This window comes from Lentzea sp. NPDC055074 (genome assembly GCF_053608005.1).
Genome location: NZ_JBSGUQ010000002.1, coordinates 18,560 through 36,531, shown reverse-complemented (window position 1 = coordinate 36,531; position 17,972 = coordinate 18,560). Strand labels below are relative to the sequence as shown.

The following is a 17,972-nucleotide window of genomic DNA, read 5'->3' as shown; positions in this document are numbered from 1 at the left end:
GGACGAACTCAGCGACCGTTTCCGGTCATGGGTGCAGCACGACCTTGGTGAAGCCGTCGACCCGCTTGTCGAACTTCTCGTACGCCATCGGCGCCTCGTCGAGTGAAAGTTCGTGCGACACCACGAAACTCGGCTTCGCCCGGCCCGCGACGATCAGGTCGCGCAACCGCGCGTTGTAGCGCTTCACGTCGCATTGGCCCGTGCCCATGCGCAGACCCTTTTCGAACATGCGACCGATCGACACGAGCAGCATGCCCTGTTTCGACTGCTCGTCCGGCGCGCCGGGGTCGGCGGGCACGTAGAGACCGGGTACGCCGAGCATGCCGGTCGCACGCACCGTCTCGATCAACGAGTTCAGCACGACGGCCGGTTCCTCCTTGGTGCCGCTGTCCGAATGCGCCTGGTACCCGACGGCGTCGACGCCCTTGTCCACACCGCCGAGATCCCCGCACTGCTCGACGATCTGCTGCGCGGCGTTGCCCCGGCTGAAGTCGATCGGCACGGCGCCGATCTCCTCGGCCTTGCGCAACCGTTCCGGGACGCGGTCGACGACGAACACCTTCGCCGCGCCGCGCAACAGCGCGGAGTACGCGGCCATCAGGCCGACCGGACCGGCGCCGAACACCGCGACCGACTCGCCGAGAGTGACCTCGGCGAGCTCACAGCCGTGGTAGCCGGTCGGGAAGATGTCGGCCAGCAACACGAAGTCGAGCTCGTGGTCGGTTCCCGGCCCCAGTTTCAGGCAGTTGAAGTCCGCGTACGGCACGCGGAGCTTCTCGGCCTGCCCACCGGAGTACGGGCCCATGGACACGTATCCGTAGGCGCCGCCGGCGAATCCGGGATTCACCGTGAGGCAGAACCCCGTGTAGCCGCGCACGCAGTTCACGCAGAACCCGCATGCGACGTTGAACGGCATCACCACCCGATCGCCCTGCTTGATCGTCGTGACACCGTCACCGGCCTGCTCGACCACACCCATGTTCTCGTGCCCGAACACGATTCCCGGTTCGGCGGCGGTCCGCCCCTCGTACATGTGCAGGTCCGATCCGCAGATCGCGGTCGAGGTGATGCGGACGATCACGTCGTTGGGATGCTCGAGCTTCGGCTCCGGCACCTCCTCGACGGCTACCTCGTACGGGTTCTTGTACACGACGGCTTTCATGATCCCTGCCTTCTTGGGGTGCTCATCGGCGTGACACCCCGAAGACCGGGGTGCCGTCGGAGTCCGTGCGGGCGTCGAGGACCTTGTCGTCCAGGTAGTCCGCGGATTCCGGGGCGACGAAGACGCGTTCGCCGGAGCGAGCGGTGACCACCTCGTCGCCCTCCTCCGGACCGGCGGCGCGCGTGACGTGCAGGTCACCGTCGGCGAAGTCGAGCCGCAGTCCCGCAGACCGCCCCTCCCCCTCCATCAGGTCCCTGATCACAGCAGCGGCAACGGACGTCATCTCCAGCACGGCAACCTCCGAACGCTCATCGGCTGCCCAGGGCAACCGTCAACTGGGTCAGCTGGTCCCCGCGTCGCACCGAGACGGGGATCCGTTCCCCGACGCGGGAGGACCGCAGCACGGCCTGGACGTCCTGGACACCGCCGACCTGCTGGTCCTTCATCTCCACGACCACGTCCCCGGCGCGCATCCCACCGGCCTCGGCGGGCCCCGCGGGCTCGACCTCCAGCACCAGGGCACCGCGTTCGGTGGTGATCCCGAACCGCGAGCGGATCTCCGGCGTCAGGTCTCCCAGGGACGCCCCGAGGTACGGGTGTTCGACCTTGCCGGCGGACAACAACTTCTCCGCCACGTCCAGGGTCACGCCGGACGGAATCGCGAACCCCAGCGACACCGCACCCTGCGAGGGCGGGATGTAGGACTCGTTGATCCCGATGACACGTCCCGCCGAGTCGAGCAGTGCGCCACCGGAGTTGCCGGGCGAGATCGGCGCGTCGGTCTGGATGAGCTCGACCTGCGGACCGCCGGACAACGTCCGGTGCAGACCGGACACGATTCCCGCGGTCACCGTGAACTCCAGCCCGAGCGGACTGCCGATCGCGAGCACGGCCTCCCCCGGCCTGGGCAACTCGGCGCGGAACTCGGCGACAGGCAGGTTCTTCCGCTCGGTGCGGACCACCGCCAGGTCCGACAACGGATCCGTGGCGATCACCTCGCCACCGGACTCCTGCCCGTCGGCGTACCGGATGCGCACCTGCCGGTTGGTCTTCACCACGTGCTCGTTGGTCACCACGACGTCGGAACGCAGTACGACCCCGCTGCCCACACCGTCCTCGACCCGGACGGTCACCGCGGACGGTGCGGTGCGCGTGACCACGTCGGCGTAGGAACCGGCACCCTCGCTCTCACCCGCGCCGGCGGGTGGCGGGGACCGGTTGTCCGTGCACGCGACCAAACCCAGCAACAACAACAAAAATGCCAGAACTCTTGGGAACATGCCGCCCGGCTACCCGTCGAAACCCGGCTCACACGGTCCCCGCCGAGACCTGACCCCGCAGGCCCAACGCAAGCGGGAAATTTCGACCTCGCAGGAGAAGGCGCGCTCCGCCGAACCATTGCAGCCTGCTGGTGGTGCCCAATCACGAGAGGCGGCAGGACGATGATGCTCGATCTCCACGCCGGAACGAGATGACCGGGGGCTGGGCATTCGACGGCCACCCCGCCACGCTCTCCGCCGGCACGGTCACCCTGGTCAACGGCACGTCGTTCTGCGTGTGCGGGCACGACGGCGACATCCACACCGAAGGCGCCCAGGGCACGTTCTTCATGGACACCCGGATCGTGTCCGGCTGGCGGCTGAGGATCGACGGCGCACCGGCTGAGCCGATCACCGCGGTGCCGGCGGAACCGTTCCGCACGACGTTCCTCGGGCGAGCGCTCCTCGGCACTCGCGGCGAGAGCTCCCTGCTGGTGGAACGCACCCGGTACATCGGCGCGGGCATGCGCGAGGACGTCGTGCTGCGCAACTACGGACCACAGGACGTGTCGGTCACACTGACCGTGCACGTGCACGCCGACTTCGCGGACCTGTTCGAGGTCAAGGAGGATCGCGTGCGTGCCGACCACCGCCGTCACGGCGCGGAGGCCCGCGACGACGGGCTCACGCTCAGCCGCGGTGGCCGGGGCGTGTGGGTGAGCGCTGATCACGCCGAGTACGACCTGGACCGGCTGACCTTCCACGCGGTGGTGCCCGCGCGGGGTGAGTGGTCGACCCGTGTCACCGCGCGGCCGGTGGTGGACGGCGAGCTGACGCCCGCGATGTTCCCGCTGGACCAGCCGGTCGAGCAGTCGGCACCCATGGCGCGAGCGCGGCAGTGGCACGAGACGGGGCCGGTGCTCCGGGTGTTCGGCGCACCGGCGCTGATGCGCACGCTCCAGCAGAGCAGAGAGGACCTCGGCGCACTGCGCATCTTCGACCCGGAACGGCCCCAGGACACCGTGATCGCGGCCGGAGCACCGTGGTTCATGACCTTGTTCGGGCGCGACTCGATCCTGTCGTCCCTGATGGCGCTGACGATCGACCCCACGCTGGCGCTCGGCACCGCACAGACGCTCGCACGCCACCAGGGCACGACCGTGGAACCGAACAGCGAGGAGGAACCCGGCAGGATCCTGCACGAGATCCGGTTCGGCGCGGACTCCTCCCTCGCGCTCGGCGGACGCAACGTCTACTACGGCACCGCGGATGCCACACCGTTGTTCGTGATGCTGCTCGGCGAACTGAACCGGTGGGGCATCGGCGACGACCGGATGGCCGCACTTCTGCCGCACGCCGACCGCGCGCTCGAATGGATCGACCACTACGGCGACCGCGACGGTGACGGGTTCGTCGAGTACCACCGCGCCACCGAGCGCGGCCTGGTGAACCAGGGCTGGAAGGACTCGTGGGACGGCGTCAACTTCGCCGACGGCACGATCGCGAGCAGCCCGATCGCGTTGTGCGAGGTGCAGGGCTACGTGTACGCCGCGTTCCGCGCGCGGGCGGGTCTCGCACGGGTCGCCGGTGACGATCCGCAGTACTGGGAGGATCGGGCCCGGACGCTGAAGGAGAGGTTCAACGAGGCGTTCTGGCTGCCCGAACTCGGCCGTTACGCCGTCGCGCTGGACCACGCCAAACGACCGGTCGACTCGGTCACGTCCAACATCGGGCACTGCCTGTGGACCGGCATCGTCGACGAGGACAAGGCCGGGCGGATCGCGGAGTCGTTGATGTCGAAGGAGATGTTCACCGGCTGGGGTGTGCGCACCCTGTCGTCCGACATGGGCGCGTACAACCCGATGAGCTACCACAACGGATCGGTGTGGCCACACGACTCCACCATCGTCGCGGCGGGACTCATGCGGTACGGGTTCGTCGAGCACGCCCAACGGCTGGCGAGCGCGCTGTACGACGCGGCGGCGGCGTTCGGCGGCCGGCTGCCCGAACTGTTGTGCGGCTTCGACCGCACCGAGTTCTCCCGGCCGGTCCCCTATCCGACGTCGTGCTCGCCGCAGGCATGGGCTTCGGCGGCGCCCGTCCACCTGCTGCGGGTGTTGCTGCGCCTGGAACCCGACGTGCCGGACAGCACGGTGCGGCTCGCCCCGGCGTTGCCGGGGCACTTCCTGCCGATCGCGGTGGACAACGTGCCGCTGGCCGGCGCACGGGTGACCGTCGAGGTCGACTCCGAGGTCCGTGTCGCCGGTCTGCCAAAGGAAATAGTGCTCGCGAATGAGGTGCCGGATGGTTTCATCGCAAGCGCTGGGGAAACTCGTCCAGAATGGACGAACTGAAAGTCGCGATGGTGGCACCCCCGTGGTACGAAGTCCCACCGAAGGCCTACGGTGGCATCGAATCCGTGTGCGCGGACCTCGCCGACCAACTGCCAAGACAGGCCGTGCACGTGACGTTGATCGGGGTTGGACGCAACGGCACCGACGCGAAGTTCATATCGCTTTCCGAAGTGCCACAAGAGAACCGCATCGGCCTGAGCATGCCGGAGGTCGGACACGCGGCCGCGCTGCCGAACGCGCTCGCCGGTCTCGACGTCGACCTGGTTCACGACCACTCGCTCGCCGGCCCTCTGCTGGCCCGCGGCCGCGCGCTGCCCACTGTGGTCACCGCGCACGGTCCGGTGACCGGTGAGATGGGACGGTACTACCGGGCGCTGGGCCGCAGCGTGCATCTCGTAGCACTGTCCGAAGCCCAACGCGCACACGCACCGGACCTCAACTGGGTGGCCACTGTGCACAACGCCGTGCGCGTAGCCGAGTTCCCGTTCCGGCAGACCAAAGAGGACTTCGCGTTGTTCCTCGGCCGCTCCTCACCCGAGAAGGGCATCCCGGAGGCGATCGAGGCGGCCAGGGCGGCGGGGGTACGTCTGCTGATCGCGGCGAAGTGCCGCGAACCAGAAGAGATCCGCTACTTCGACGAAGTGGTGAAGCCGTTGCTGTTTCAAGGCGATGGCGTCGAATGGCTCGGCGAGGCGGACCGCGAGCACAAGCTCACGTTGCTCGCGGCGGCCAGGTGCCTGCTGTTCCCGATCCAGTGGGAGGAGCCGTTCGGCCTGGTGATGGCGGAAGCACTGGCGTGCGGGACGCCGGTGGTCGCGCTGCGCCGCGGTTCCGTGCCCGAAGTGGTGACACACGGCAAGACCGGCTGGGTGTGCGACGACCTGGAAGAACTGGCAAGTGCGTTGACCCGAGTCGGCTCGCTCAGCCCCGCTCGGTGCAGGGCGGACGCCGAGGAACGCTTCGACGTCCCGCTGATGGCACGACGCTACAAGGCGACATACCGGTCGGTCCTCGAACGAGCCGCCGGAAACGAGGAACGAACTCTCCACTTGGCCAGGGCCCCGCGACGTCCTGTCCCCGCAGGGTGAACCCGGCGACCGGATCTCGTCCCGCGAACACGTCGAGCGGACGGCGCGGGGCCGCAATGCTCGAAGGACCCCAGATGAGGAGCCAACCGTGCCGGTCATGAACGTAGCCAGGTTCGAGCACTTCTTCCGCACCGCGGCAGGCCTAGACGTCGACAAGGACGACCTCAAGCGCTACAACGACTTCCTCGACCAGCAGCTGCGGGACATGTACCTGATGGCAGGCATCACGGCGAAGACGAACGCCCGCGACGTGGTGCAGGCCTACGACTTCCCGATCACCAAGGGCCTGCAGGAACGCGTGCGCGAGTTCGACAAGCTCTTCGCCGAACTCGAGGACGCCCTGGACACGATGGCGCCGCACCCACCGGACATCACCCTCTCCGACGAGGCCGAGGCCCAGGTGCCGCACATCGCCGGCGGGATCAGCATCGGTCTGGCCCGCACCTTCAAGATCATCGAACCCACCCTGGTCAACCCGCAGACCAAGCACTGGGAATCGGCGTTCCGCCTGTTCGACCTTCTCCTGTGACCGTCCTCGACGCTGCGGGATTGACCGGTCAGGCGCGAAGATCCAGCCGGCTGCCGCGCAGATGCGTCGGCGCGACACAAGCGTAGACGGCGTTCCCCTCGTGGCTGGGCAACCCGGCCGCCTCAGCCCTGCCGCGACGTTGCTGGGACACCACCTGCGCCCTGCCGTACACGGTCACCGAACGTCCCGTCTGCGCACCCTCGACGAGGTCATCGGCCTGAAGTGCGACGAAATCGACCCCCGCCGGCAACACCTTGGCCGCGGTGGCCTGGTCGAGGCTGCCCATGACCACCTTGTTGCGCACGACGAACCGCACGAGCTGAGCCACCGGCAAACCAGCCGAGCTGTACAACAACCGTCCCAGGCTGACACGGTCCAGCACGTCCCAACACTCACTGTTGGTGAGTTCGCATGCAACCGTCACCGCACATCACGCTTTCACTCGTCCAAATACACCGGGATGTTCTGCCTCGCCGAGCCTTCCCGGCGTCCTTGAACCGGCCGCATCGCCGAGCCCAGCCGCGACCGGCACGGCCGCCTCCGCGACCCGCGAACTGCGGACGATCACCAGATTCGCCGCCCGCATCTCAAGAGTGACGCTCGGACGGAACCCGGTGGCGCCCACGACTCCAGCAGGACAACGCGACCAGCAAGTCGGCGTCGACCAGGCCACCTGACTGACGAACCGCTCGCGAACGCGCCGCGGACGCCGGCGAACACCGCGCCCACCCCTCCTGCACGCCCAAGATCCACAAGCTCAGTCAACCGCCACCGCCCAACTGACACTATCCGCCTGGCGACTCGTGGCTGTCCGTTCCAGGTCAGCTGTGGTCAGGGTGTGAACGAAGGTTTCGAGCATCACGACCTGATGTTCTGCAACCGCTGGCTCATCCGCGACCCCGGATGACGTGTGACGCCTCAGAGTTGCTTGCGAGTCACCTGGTGCGATTTCATTCTCGCAATTGATACTCGGCATTCAGATCACCCAGGACACCTGATCGAACTACCTGAGTTAGCCCTCTAATCTGGCGGCAATCTCCCCATGACCACATGAACACAAAAACCACGCACGCTTGCACATACGAGCGTCCAGGTCTCGGACATTCTCTTACCCCACGGGATTCATCAGAATCCCGTGGGGTAATTCATATTTCGGCCACTTTCGTATCATCACACCAAGTCAACGAGAGCGTCGGCCGATCTGGTCGACGGGCAGTTCCACAGCTTTGAGCGTTATCGGCGTGGGTTGAATTTCAAGACAATGGTCACTGTGGTGAATCTGCAAATGTTGCTCGCGTACTTTGATCGACCAGGTCTTCGCCGAGACCTATTTCCACAGGTCCCGCGGCCCGCCCGAGCAGGTGTGGCAGTGCCTCGATGAGCGTGCGCTCAAAGGAGCGTAGGTACGACCTCGGTCGCGGTGGCGGATGATGACTCCGCTGCACGAGGATGCGGCTCGATCGAACTGGAGGTGTCCGATGTTCGAACTGAGCATCGAGGAGGTGGTCGCGGAGAGCAATCTCGAACTCTTCACGCGTGGTGACGGATTCAAGATCGAGCTGTTTCAGCGCAGCAGCAGCATCGCGCTGCGGTTCACCGATGACCAAGGCCAGGAGATCGCCGGCTTCCCCTGGTGGGACGACGTCGACCAGGATCTCCGTAGGTGGACTGTGGAAAACATCCCTCTGGGCAACATCCTGCAGCCGTACACGGACCTCGACCAGGGCTGGGGCATCCTGATCTGGCGCCAAGCAGATCGGGTGTACATCGCGGAGTGCAACGGCGAAAAACTGTTCCACAGCCTGCGCTGGGTCGTTGCAGATGAGTACACAAACGCATGGACTGATGCTCTCGCACAAGCACGCCGAACCCCCGAACCAACGGCTTGACTTGCTCTCATGCCGCTGATCGCGTTGCCCGAGCGCGCTCATGCCGATGACAGGAGGTTGCGCACCGTGGGTCGTCGCGGTGCGCACCGGTTACCGATCATCATCGATACGCTTCTCAGGTGTCGACCGACGAGAGCACACCGCAGGTATTCCCCAATCGGTTCGCCGACGCGATCGGACCGCCGTCAGGTGAACTCGACCGGGATCCGTGCCGGTGCGTCGGCTATTCGAAGTCGACCCGACCGCTGACCGTCTCCTTCCACCAGGACAAGCAGGACCACGCGGCAGCGGGCTGGCGGCACCTGCTTGCGCTGGTCGACGAGGCCGCCGCGGATGAGCGGACGGAGTTCGCCCCGTTCAGGGAGATGAGCGCTGCGGAACGGCGGCAGGTCATCACCCTGCCGTCCACGATCGCTAAGTTGACTGCAGTCACGCGCCTGGTCCTCTATGGGACGAATTTGGTGCGCCTGCCACCGGAGATCGGAGCGATGACCAATCTCGAGCTGTTCGAGCCCTACACCTCGCACCGGCTGCACTGGTACCCGTACGAACTCACCAGGTGCGCGAAGGTCGCCGATAGCACGGTGAGTACCCGCGTCCTGTACGGGAACGTCAAGTTCCGGCCGCCGTTTCCGGCATTGCGGCCGGTCACCTACGCCGACCAGGTGGACTTCGCCGCGCTCGATCCGGGTGTGTGGGGCACCACCGCCGTACGGATTTGCAGCGTCTGTGACGGGCCGGTCGACCAAGAACTGCACCAGGTATGGATTTCCCGCTGGGTCGGCACAGACGTGCTGCCACTGCTGGTGAACGCCTGCTCCGCGAACTGCGTGGCCGCACTACCGGAACCGGCACAAGGCTACGTCCCGACGCCGCACGCCGGCGGCCCGGACATCGTCCAGCCCGTCGGCAGGTAGCGGAGCAACGGCCTGCAACCCGCAAGACGCACTCTCATGCCGCTGGTCGTGGGCGCCGAATCGCAGCGGGCGGCTTTGATCATTGGATGCGCGCGACCAAGCACCGCTCGTTGTCGGTGAGCATGGACCCCGTGCGGCGGGATGGCTCAGCCCAGAGCACGGTCGGTTCCTGTGTCTGTCACCTGCTCGACGGCCGGTTCCAGATGCGCCACCACTGCCTGTGAGACGTGACTGGTACCGATTCGGAGTGCGGGACCGGTACGCAGTCCTGCGCTGCGGAAGGGCGGGGCAGGTCGGGAAGTCCGGCAGCGAACGCGATGGAGCTGCGTTGATCGCGCTCGATGGGGACGGTGGAGAGCAGCTCCGTGATGCGGCGCTGCTGGGTGACGGTCGGCTGCAGGTACATCGGCAACTCGCGCTGCCGGCCCCAGGCGGCCAGCCGCGGGTCTGAGTCGTGGAGGAGCTCGAGATCAGCGATGACCGCTTCCCACCCGCCGCGGCGGCGGTGGATCCACCATGCCCGGCGGCGAAGTTCCGGATCCTTCGCTGCTTTGAGCGGGGCCAGGTCGGTGAGAGACCACAGCCGAGGGCTGCCGATGAGGACCTCGCTGGCCAGCCGGGCCACCCGTGAGTGGTCACCGGCTACCGACCGGAACAACAAGGGGATGTCCTCGGCGGTGGCACCGCCCCGGAGCAACGACAGGCCGACTTTCCGCAGCGGAAGCTCCGTGCTGCGGACGAGGCCGACTATCTCCTGTCGTTCGATGGCGGCGCCTGTCTCGGCGAGCCCGACGTAGGCGCGAGCTCGCACGACGGGCTTGGCGGTGGAACGTGCGCACGCGACATAGACAACCGCTGGATCGCGTCCCATCTCCTGCCAGCGACGACGCGCCCACAACCGGGTGAGCACAGAGGAGTCGAGCAGAAGCCGCTCCACGTCGGCGGGGTCGAGCTGCGCAGCCGTCAGCTTCACCAATGCCAGGGTGCGGCTCTCGGCGGACCGGTCGCGAAGCAGCACCCTGGCGATGACATCAGGAGTCGCCGAGTCGGCAATGACCTCGATGAGCCGCTGGCGGACCACCTGGTCCCTCTCTCCGGGCAGCAGCACGACCGCGTCCGGCAACCCGAGCAGTCCAGAGTCGAAGCTGTGCTGGAAGGCAGCGCGCCGGAGGTCGTAGTCCGTGGACCTGCGGAAGCGGGCCCACACGTCCGCCTCGCCATGTTCGGTGACCAGTGCGTGCATGTACAGCGCCAAGACCTCGAAGCCCCGGCCGCGCTGCTCGATCCGACGCAGTAGCGGCACCACGTGGTCGGCGTGATCCAACGTCCGTCGTCGCAGCACCTCGCCCGCAGCCACCTCGCGGATCACTCGAACGTGGTCGTTGACTCGGACTGCCAGGGCACGATCGCTCAACGCGTCGAGGGAGATGACCAAGGACCGAACGGCGCGCTCACGCACGTATCCGTCGGGGTGCATGCTGGCCAGTACCGCGACGACGGGCAACGAACTCGCCAGAACCTCACTCGTCCACTCCTCCGACCTTCCCAGCGCCGGCCGTTCGTAGCGGAACTGGCGAGCATCGTGGTCGATCCGCAAGAACTCACGTGCGGTCACCGAGGTGAGCCAGGACGCGGTCTCGTCCAGAACAAGCCGGCCGCCCTGCACGGCCGCCACGGCACCCTCACTCAGTCGGCGACGGATCTCCAGCGGGGTCAGCATGCAGACGATTCTGACGGCTTCACGTCCAACGGTCATCCGAAATGAACCTGCGGCGCCCTTGCCAGGCCAGCCGAAGAACATCCTGTCCCACCGCTGATCGTGTGCCGAACGAAGACGCGCTCATGCCGCCGAGCGCGCTGGTGTCATCGAACGGCGGTTCAGGGTGATGTACGGATAGGGCTCCATAAGCCACCCGAGTGGCCGGGCTACGCCAACTCGTCCTCCAGACACCGGCACCCGTGATCGCGGACGCGCTCGACTTCCACGGCAAGCACGTCACCCGAGTCTGGGCCGACGCAGGTGGCGTCTGGAAGACCTACACCTCCGGCGATCACAGCCGGTGAGGTTCACCGTGGAATACCAACTACTCGATCATTGAAGCCTGCCAGTCTCAAGGGCCAACTCCTGCGGGGCGGGGGAAGCGGAGAACGCCCGCGTCTAACCGCAACCGAAACGAACCATCTGCCTCGGCCAGGTCCAGCCCCGCCGCAGACCCGTCATAGGATCCGGTCATGGCAAACCGTTCGTACCTGTACAGCACCGCCAACCGGCCGGAGTCCTATGAGGACCGGCCGGAGACGGTCTCCGGGTTGTCGGAATGGCCCTACGCCATCCCGTTCTCCTTCCTGGTGCTCCTGTCCGGCGATCCCCGGCTGTGCGCGTCCCTGATCGCCGACGGGTTCGACGGCGAGCCCCCGGAGAGCAGGACCACGCTGTACGCCATCAGCGGTGAGTTCGACGCCGGGTTCGCGCGGCTGACGAAGTTCGCCGCCGCCGTGCGCGCCGTGAGCGACGCCGAAGGCCTGCACGCCGCGCTCGCCGAGGCGGAACGGTTCCTCGACGCACACCGCGACCGGTACGTCCTGCTCGAGACCATCGAGCTCGACACCATGATCGAGAGCGGCGAGGACGAGCTGCGGGCACTCATCGAAGGCCACCTCGACCTGTGCCGAGCAGCAGGCGCGGCCATCGACGCGCTACCCGACGACGCGGCGGCGGCCGGGGCCGCGCTCGCCGCGGCGGCGGCCGAGCGGTCGGCGCCGCCGCTGGACGCGTTCCACGGACTCGTGCTGACCGACGACTTCGACAACACGCGCGACGACAGGACCGAGAACCCGATCGGCCTCAGCTGGTGGACCGACGTCCTCTACTTCGCGCTGTGGAACCGGGCGGAGTACGCGGCGAACCAGCCGAATCAGTAACCCGCGGCGGCCAGGACGGCCTCGGCGGGTGCCTCGTGCCCGGCCGGGGTGGGGTGGACGTCGGTGACCGTGCAGAAGTACGGCAGCGCGCACACCCGCGCCTGAGCCGCTTGGAAAGTGGTCGCTGCAGCTCAAGCTGCATATCGGTACTCGTTGATCACCCCACCGAGGATCCGCGTATGGATGGGTCGACGGCAGAGCTGTCAAGATCATGCGCCGCTCGGTGTGCTCTTGGACGTCTGGCGGTAGCTGGTCGCGGGCCTAATAGGCCAGTGCTCGTTGTAGTGCTTCTGATATGCCGCAAGTACTTGACGCGCATGGCCTTCTCCCATGATGAGGACGTGTTCGAGAACGCCAGCGCATACAGGCGTGCTCCGAGCACGGTGTCGACGTGGAAGAAGTCCGCAGCGACAATCCCTCGGCCCGCGCAGTCAGAAACTCCGATGCGGATCATCACCCACACCCTCCGGCTCGATGAGGCGGAACGCGGCTTCGAGATGTTCAAGAACGAGGAGGACGACTGCGAGAAGGTCGTTCTCAAACCCTGACAGGGCAAGGTTGTCCGGCCGCCGTGGCAAGCGCGGTGGCCGGACGCGGCGCCAGCACGTCACGCGTGCAGCGAAATGTCCTGGTGCGGCTCGATCGAGCGGACCGCGAGGTCCACTGTGGACGTATCGATCCACACTCACACGGACTCTGATCACCCTGCGGCGACAGAACCAGGATCGGAACCATCTGCGTGGGCGGTGCGCACTCTCGGACGTGTCACCGCCAAGTGGCGATGATCTTCCCGGACATCAGCCGTCCAGTCCGTCGAGCCCCCGCTGGAACCACTCGGGCGTGTTCTCCGGCGTGCGCGGGAACCGTTCCTGGTCCAGGGCGAACTGCTCGCGGGCGGGCGGTGCCGGGAACGGCGGCTGGTCGTTCCAGTTGTACTGGATGGTGAACCGGTCCGGCGGCTGCACGATCAGCCGGAACGAGTACCAGGCCCCGCCGTCCGGTGTGTACATGCCCTGCCGCAGCGCGGAGAGCATCGGCGCGAGCTCTCGCGGCGCCGGGAACCGTTGCGTGCTGCCGTCCTGCAACCTGGCGATCGCGCCGACGTTGACCTTCCTGCCCACCACCATGTAGTCCATGATGATCCGGTCCCAGCCGGAGGGCGCCTGCCCGAGCAGGGTCTTGGTCGCCTCGCCCACCAGGTGATGCTGCTCGTCTGGGGGCATCGGCGTGGGCGTTGTCATCCGGGGATGGTCCTCTCGTCGGTAGGTCGGGGCAGCACGTCGAGCCGTTCACGCAGCCAGCCCGGGACGTGCTCGTCCGCCCTCGGGAAGGTCGCGAGGTCGCGGGCGAAGATCCAGGACGGGATGTCCGGGAACCATTGTGGATCATCGTCGTAGTTGAACCGGACCTCGGGCTCGTTTTCCCCGGTGAGCACGAAACGCGCCGAGAACCACGTGCCGCGCTGCGGCACGTACATCTCCGAGCGCAGTTCGGCCAGGTCGGCTTCCGGCGCCCGGAGCGACATGTCCGGAGTGGAGCCGTCCACCATGGTGACCGCGAACTCGGTCTGCACCAGGGCGACCGTAGCCCAGACCGTGAACACGATCCGCCGCCAGCCGGGCGGAACCTCCCGCCGCAACGCTGCCAGCACGCGCGCGATCCGCTCGTCCTCACTCGCCATAGCGGGGCACACCTGACCAATCGCTGATTCCCAGGTTCTCCGGGACGTTGACGAACGTGCGCTGGAACACCCTCACCCTGGGCTCCCCCGTCTCGGGGTCGGTGTCGCGAACGTGCCAGCGCATGACCTCTTCCGGTGCCATGCCGTCACCCTCGCGCCGCAGCACCTCGACCTCGAGCAGCTCCACGTCGTGGCCGTCCTGCTTCGCGTGGGCCGCGATCTGCTCCTCCTGCAGCCGCCACGATTCGACACGCGTCCAGCCGTCGCGGTTGTTGCCGCTGTTGGAGGCCGCCATCTGGCCGTGCTGGTTGCCGTAGCCGCCGGGCGCGCCCGACTCCGTCGCCAGCAGGTGCCCGCCTGCCCACCTGACCTGGCTGTGGTCGGGGTGCGTGGCGTACGGCGCGCCGGTGCCGTCCTCCCGGCCGCGCCAGCCTTCGCGGGCGGCGCGGTTCTGCGCCGCCTGGTCCCGGTAGTTGTCGTCGGACGCACCGTACGACGGCTGACCGCTGGCCCGCACCGCCTGACCGCGCTCGTTGGTCTCGAAGTGCATGTGTCTGCTCGGGTCGCGCCAGTTCTCGACCCGGTACTGGCAGTTGGGCAGCACCTGGTTGAAATCCGGGTTGGTACCGGCCCTGGTGCCGTCCGGCGCGAGCTGGGCTCCCGGGCTCAGCTCCACCCACCTGATGGCGCCGGCGCTGTCGGTGTAGAAGGTCGTCCGCGCGGCCACCTCGCCGTTCGCCCCGAGGTACTCGACGGGAATGGCGGTGTCCGGGCGCAACCGCCCGTTCTCGAACAGTTCCGGGTGGCCGCGCAGCGCTCGGGGCACCTGGTAGCGCTCCGGCAGGTCCCGGTTGAGCGGCGGGAACAGCGCCCGCGCCGGCATCTCGGTGCGGATGGTCGGGGCCGGGGAGTCCGGCGGCCGGTTGTAGGGGTTGTCAGGCGGGGAGGCGTCCGGGGCGCCGAGACCCGGCCGGTCGTACTCGATGATCGGCCGGTGCAGGTCCGGATCGTCGGAGGAGACCTCGTAGTCGCCCCACTCCTCGTCCCAGTCCGTGTCGGCGTAGCGGTCCGGCCGGCCGTCGCCGTCCTGGTCCTCGTCGCCGGTGTCCCCGTCGCCGTCGCCCCGCGCACGTGCGCTGTCCGGGTCCGGCTGGTGCTTGTCGGAGTCCGGCGTGTCCGGTGTGAAGCCGTCTTCGCCGACGCGCGTCGACGTGCCGTCGGGCGAGTGCACGGACCACTCGCCGGTCGGTGGGATCCGGGGACGGGTGCCGCCGTCCGGGCCGACCTCGTAGTCGGACGAGAACACCCGCCCGCCCGAGTCGGTCCACGCCGGCCGGTTGGGCGCCATGACCTCGGTGCCCAGCGCCTGCGCCAGGCGCGGCGCGAAGCCGTTCGCGCTCGCGTCACACCCGATCAGGCGGATCGGGCGGCCGTCGTAGTCGCCGCCGCGGCGCAGGACCTCGGCGAACTGCTCCGGGGTGTAGCGCCGCCCGCCGATGTTGGCGTGACCGTCGGGGTCGATGTGCACGTCGACGGTGTACCGGCCGTCCGAGTCGGGCCGGACGCGCTGCGGCAGGTCGCCCATGTCCGCGTCGCCGCGGTGGTAGGAGACTCCTGCCGGAGTCGGCTCCGCGTGCCGCTGGTTGACCTCGTCCGGCGACAGCGGACCGGTGTCGCGCGGCGCACCCGGACCGCCGTCGGCGTCCTGGGACGCTCGCGGATCGTGCTGGTCGGGTCCGTTCTGCCCGCTGGTACCGGGGTGCCGGCCGTTGTCGGGGAGTCCGGCGTGTTGTGGCTGACCGCCGTGCGGTGGCGCGACCGGTCCACGTGCGACCGGTGACTGTGAACCGGCGTGATCCGGTCCGGCCGGACGCGGACCCGGCCCACTGGCCGGACCGTGGGTGCCGGGGTGCGAAGGCGGTCCGGGCCGGTGCGGCGGCTGCGAACCGGCCTGGTCCGGGCGGCCGGGCGCGTGATCGCGTGGGCCGGGACCGTGCGGCGTGTTCGGTGCCGGGCTCCCCGGTGTGCCGGTCCACCCGGGACGGGACCCTGCCGAGGGGGAACCGCCTGTGCCGCCTGGACTTCCGGGCTGCGCGCCGCCCAGCGGCATTCCGCCCGCGGGTGGGAGGCCCGCCGGGGAGTCGGTGCCGCGGTGGGTGGGTGCGGACTGGCCTCCGGCCGGCCTCACGTCGGCCGGACCGGAGTGGAACGCAGGCCCGGTCGACGTCTCGGCGCGGGCCGTCGCGGTGGTGTGGCTCGCGGGGCCGTTCGGCATGGCGTGCGGTGCACCACCTGGGCCGTTGCCGTTCGGGGCGGGGCCGGTGGGGTGCGGGGCGCTGCTGGCAGGAGAGTGCGGCAGCGGGCCCGCGGCGTGCGACGGTCCGCTGTTGCCCGGTCCGCTGTTGCCCGGTCCGCTGTTGCCCGGTCCGCTGTTGCCCGGTGCGCCGGGGTTGCCCGCGTTGCTGAAGTTCCCCGGCACGCCAGGGTTGCCTGGCCCACCAGCGTTGGCCGGACCACCGGGGATGCCGGACCCACCGGAGTTGCCAGGCACACCAGCGTTGCTCGGTCCACCGACATTGGCCGGTCCACCGGCGTTACCCGGTCCACCGGGATTGCCCGCGCCGCCGAAGTTCCCAGGCCCGCCGGCGTTGCCCGGCCCACCAGAGTTGCCCGTGCCGCTGAAGTTGGCCGGTCCACCTGGGCTGCCGGACGTTCCGGTGCCGCCCGGCCCACCGGACGCAGGAGACCCGCCGGGTGAAGCGTGCCCGCCCGGCGTGCCGCCACCGGCACCACCTGGCGCGGTCGAGGCGTGACCTCCCTGCCCGCTCGGGCTGGGACCACCTGACGAGGGCTGGCTGCTGGGCCCACCCTGGGGGCTGGGCCCGTGCGCTCCGCCCGGCGTCGGACCACCGAACCCGCTCGGACTCGTCGGCGCGAACCCGCCCGGCCGCGCACCGCCGCTCGACGGACCGCCGCTCGACGAGCTGCCACCGGACGGGACGCCGCTGGGAGCGCCGCCCATCGGCACCCCGCCGCCCCCGAACGGAGCGGGTCCGCCGGAGGTGGAGGAGCCGGGTTGGGACGGCGAGGACGGTGCGTGCGGGACGGGTGGAGCCGGCGGTGCGGCCGCCGCGGCACTGGTCTCGGAGTTGGTGGTGCTGCCCGGAGTGTTCGAGGGGCCCACGGGCGGCGCCGACGGGCCGCCGGACGGGCCACCGGGTCCGGCGGGAGGCCCGCCTCCGGGGCCGCCGGACGGTCCGGGAGGCGCTGCGGGCGGACCGCCAGGAGGCGGCGGGGCACCCGGCCCGTCACCGATGCCGGGTGCCGTCGGAGCGTCGTAGTGCGACGTCGCCCCGCCGATCCCGCCGGATACGCCGCCGGAGACGCCACTGCGCGCGAGGTCGCCCGCGGTGATGTCCTCGCCGGTCACCGCCGCGTTCGCCACGGTGGAGGCGACGCCCTCGACGCCGCCGCGGACGGCGCCTTCGACGACGTTGCCGCCCAGGCCGGTCGCTCTGGTCGGGACGAAGTCCATGCCGCCGCCGATCGCGCCGGAGATGGCCCCGGAGAGCGCGGCGCTGCCGGTCTTGTTCCAGTCCCAGCTGTGGCGGTCGCCCTTGGCGATCTGGATGCCCTGGATCGCCGCGTCGATGGCGACCTCGGTGAGCACCTCGCGCAGGATCGCGGTGATCAGCTTGCGGAAGATCATCTGCACGGTGATGCGGGTGGCCGCCTGGGCGATCGGGATGCCCGCCGTGGACGTGCCGAACGTGCCGAACGCCGCCGCGATCAACGCCGCGATCTCGATCGCGAGCATGATCAGCGCGGCGATGATGGCGTACTTGGCGTACTCCACCTCCAGCGCGGTGTTGTCACACGAGCCGGCCAGGCCGTCGCAGGACTCCTTCAGCTTCACCAGATAGGCGTCCGCGCCCTCGACGAACTTCTTCCAGTACTCCCCGAACGCGTCGGCGGCCTGGCCCTCCATGGCGCCGAACGACTTCGTCGCGGCGTTGCCGGCCTGCGTGATGACCTCGTCGATGTCGGCGGACGCGGCCCGCCACGCATCGCCGAGTGCTCTGAGCTTGTCCTCATCGCCCTCGGGCCAGCTCTCGCCGACCACGATGGGGAACAGCCAGGTGATCTCCGATGGAATGGTGATCGACATGGT

15 protein-coding genes are annotated in these 17,972 nt (G+C 68.7%); 7 read left to right on the top strand and 8 right to left on the bottom strand.

Annotation, left to right across the window (positions count from 1 at the left end):
- Positions 1 to 25 precede the first annotated feature (25 nt).
- From ACWF7A_RS04120 to ACWF7A_RS04110, 3 genes are read right to left on the bottom strand one after another with little or no spacing between them, the layout of a single operon-like run.
- Positions 26 to 1,162 carry a glutathione-independent formaldehyde dehydrogenase gene (locus ACWF7A_RS04120; RefSeq protein WP_452248947.1) on the bottom strand — a complete coding sequence of 379 codons (1,137 nt, stop codon included), beginning with the start codon at positions 1,160 to 1,162 and terminating at the stop codon, positions 26 to 28.
- Positions 1,163 to 1,184: 22 nt separating this feature from the next.
- Positions 1,185 to 1,454 carry an iron-sulfur cluster biosynthesis protein gene (locus tag ACWF7A_RS04115; RefSeq protein WP_452248946.1) on the bottom strand — a complete coding sequence of 90 codons (270 nt, stop codon included), beginning with the start codon at positions 1,452 to 1,454 and terminating at the stop codon, positions 1,185 to 1,187.
- A gap of 16 nt (positions 1,455 to 1,470) precedes the next feature.
- Positions 1,471 to 2,442: a S1C family serine protease gene (locus ACWF7A_RS04110; protein ID WP_452248945.1), complete on the bottom strand. Its 972-nt coding sequence runs from the start codon at positions 2,440 to 2,442 to the stop codon at positions 1,471 to 1,473.
- A gap of 191 nt (positions 2,443 to 2,633) precedes the next feature.
- Here ACWF7A_RS04110 and ACWF7A_RS04105 point away from each other — a divergent pair, with 191 nt between their 5' ends.
- From ACWF7A_RS04105 to ACWF7A_RS04095, 3 genes are all read left to right on the top strand, one after another.
- Positions 2,634 to 4,775, top strand: coding sequence for an amylo-alpha-1,6-glucosidase (locus ACWF7A_RS04105; RefSeq protein WP_452248944.1), 2,142 nt, complete (start codon positions 2,634 to 2,636; stop codon positions 4,773 to 4,775).
- The gene (locus ACWF7A_RS04100; protein WP_452248943.1) at positions 4,763 to 5,863 is read left to right on the top strand and encodes a glycosyltransferase family 4 protein; all 1,101 of its coding nucleotides are present in this window, start codon (positions 4,763 to 4,765) and stop codon (positions 5,861 to 5,863) included. The genes ACWF7A_RS04105 and ACWF7A_RS04100 overlap by 13 nt, the downstream gene beginning before the upstream one ends.
- A 97-nt stretch (positions 5,864 to 5,960) precedes the next feature.
- Entirely contained in the window at positions 5,961 to 6,392 is a 432-nt protein-coding gene (locus ACWF7A_RS04095) for a DUF1931 family protein (RefSeq protein WP_452248942.1), read from the top strand.
- Positions 6,393 to 6,420: 28 nt separating this feature from the next.
- On the opposite strand, the gene ACWF7A_RS04090 is transcribed toward ACWF7A_RS04095, so the two are convergent.
- Positions 6,421 to 6,816, bottom strand: a complete 396-nt coding sequence (locus tag ACWF7A_RS04090; protein WP_452248941.1) for a pyridoxamine 5'-phosphate oxidase family protein — start codon at positions 6,814 to 6,816, stop codon at positions 6,421 to 6,423.
- Between the two features lie 1,054 nt (positions 6,817 to 7,870).
- Here ACWF7A_RS04090 and ACWF7A_RS04085 point away from each other — a divergent pair.
- Both ACWF7A_RS04085 and ACWF7A_RS04080 read left to right on the top strand, forming a co-directional pair.
- On the top strand, positions 7,871 to 8,281 hold the full coding sequence (locus ACWF7A_RS04085; RefSeq protein ID WP_452248940.1) for a hypothetical protein: 411 nt from the start codon (positions 7,871 to 7,873) through the stop codon (positions 8,279 to 8,281).
- A 119-nt stretch (positions 8,282 to 8,400) separates the two neighbouring features.
- On the top strand, positions 8,401 to 9,198 hold the full coding sequence (locus ACWF7A_RS04080) for a leucine-rich repeat domain-containing protein (RefSeq protein WP_452248939.1): 798 nt from the start codon (positions 8,401 to 8,403) through the stop codon (positions 9,196 to 9,198).
- Between the two features lie 178 nt (positions 9,199 to 9,376).
- Here the strand turns inward: ACWF7A_RS04080 and ACWF7A_RS04075 are convergent, their stop codons facing one another.
- On the bottom strand, positions 9,377 to 10,999 hold the full coding sequence (locus ACWF7A_RS04075; protein ID WP_452248938.1) for a hypothetical protein: 1,623 nt from the start codon (positions 10,997 to 10,999) through the stop codon (positions 9,377 to 9,379).
- Positions 11,000 to 11,430: 431 nt separating this feature from the next.
- On the opposite strand from ACWF7A_RS04075, the gene ACWF7A_RS04070 reads away from it, so the two are divergent.
- Both ACWF7A_RS04070 and ACWF7A_RS04065 read left to right on the top strand, forming a co-directional pair.
- Positions 11,431 to 12,120 carry a DUF7822 domain-containing protein gene (locus ACWF7A_RS04070; RefSeq protein WP_452248937.1) on the top strand — a complete coding sequence of 230 codons (690 nt, stop codon included), beginning with the start codon at positions 11,431 to 11,433 and terminating at the stop codon, positions 12,118 to 12,120.
- 341 nt (positions 12,121 to 12,461) lie between these two features.
- Positions 12,462 to 12,668 (top strand): hypothetical protein, encoded by a 207-nt coding sequence (locus ACWF7A_RS04065; RefSeq protein WP_452248936.1) that lies wholly within the window; start codon positions 12,462 to 12,464, stop codon positions 12,666 to 12,668.
- Positions 12,669 to 12,917: 249 nt separating this feature from the next.
- Here the strand turns inward: ACWF7A_RS04065 and ACWF7A_RS04060 are convergent, their stop codons facing one another.
- From ACWF7A_RS04060 to ACWF7A_RS04050, 3 genes are read right to left on the bottom strand one after another with little or no spacing between them, the layout of a single operon-like run.
- A complete protein-coding gene (locus ACWF7A_RS04060; protein ID WP_452248935.1) occupies positions 12,918 to 13,361 on the bottom strand; it encodes a hypothetical protein in 444 nt (147 codons plus the stop codon).
- Entirely contained in the window at positions 13,358 to 13,801 is a 444-nt protein-coding gene (locus ACWF7A_RS04055; protein ID WP_452248934.1) for a hypothetical protein, read from the bottom strand. The genes ACWF7A_RS04060 and ACWF7A_RS04055 overlap by 4 nt, the downstream gene beginning before the upstream one ends.
- Positions 13,791 to 17,969, bottom strand: a complete 4,179-nt coding sequence (locus ACWF7A_RS04050) for a WXG100-like domain-containing protein (RefSeq protein WP_452248933.1) — start codon at positions 17,967 to 17,969, stop codon at positions 13,791 to 13,793. The genes ACWF7A_RS04055 and ACWF7A_RS04050 overlap by 11 nt, the downstream gene beginning before the upstream one ends.
- Positions 17,970 to 17,972 lie beyond the last annotated feature (3 nt).

Bases quoted from the DNA above. Each gene is read 5' to 3' on its own strand.
- ACWF7A_RS04100 (WP_452248943.1), top strand. From the start codon at position 4,763: ATGGACGAACTGAAAGTCGCGATGGTGGCACCCCCGTGGTACGAAGTC.
- ACWF7A_RS04050 (WP_452248933.1), bottom strand. From the start codon at position 17,969: ATGTCGATCACCATTCCATCGGAGATCACCTGGCTGTTCCCCATCGTG.
- ACWF7A_RS04120 (WP_452248947.1), bottom strand. From the start codon at position 1,162: ATGAAAGCCGTCGTGTACAAGAACCCGTACGAGGTAGCCGTCGAGGAG.
- ACWF7A_RS04085 (WP_452248940.1), top strand. From the start codon at position 7,871: ATGTTCGAACTGAGCATCGAGGAGGTGGTCGCGGAGAGCAATCTCGAA.
- ACWF7A_RS04105 (WP_452248944.1), top strand. From the start codon at position 2,634: ATGACCGGGGGCTGGGCATTCGACGGCCACCCCGCCACGCTCTCCGCC.
- ACWF7A_RS04060 (WP_452248935.1), bottom strand. From the start codon at position 13,361: ATGACAACGCCCACGCCGATGCCCCCAGACGAGCAGCATCACCTGGTG.
- ACWF7A_RS04110 (WP_452248945.1), bottom strand. From the start codon at position 2,442: ATGTTCCCAAGAGTTCTGGCATTTTTGTTGTTGTTGCTGGGTTTGGTC.
- ACWF7A_RS04075 (WP_452248938.1), bottom strand. From the start codon at position 10,999: ATGTTCTTCGGCTGGCCTGGCAAGGGCGCCGCAGGTTCATTTCGGATG.
- ACWF7A_RS04095 (WP_452248942.1), top strand. From the start codon at position 5,961: ATGAACGTAGCCAGGTTCGAGCACTTCTTCCGCACCGCGGCAGGCCTA.
- ACWF7A_RS04070 (WP_452248937.1), top strand. From the start codon at position 11,431: ATGGCAAACCGTTCGTACCTGTACAGCACCGCCAACCGGCCGGAGTCC.
- ACWF7A_RS04055 (WP_452248934.1), bottom strand. From the start codon at position 13,801: ATGGCGAGTGAGGACGAGCGGATCGCGCGCGTGCTGGCAGCGTTGCGG.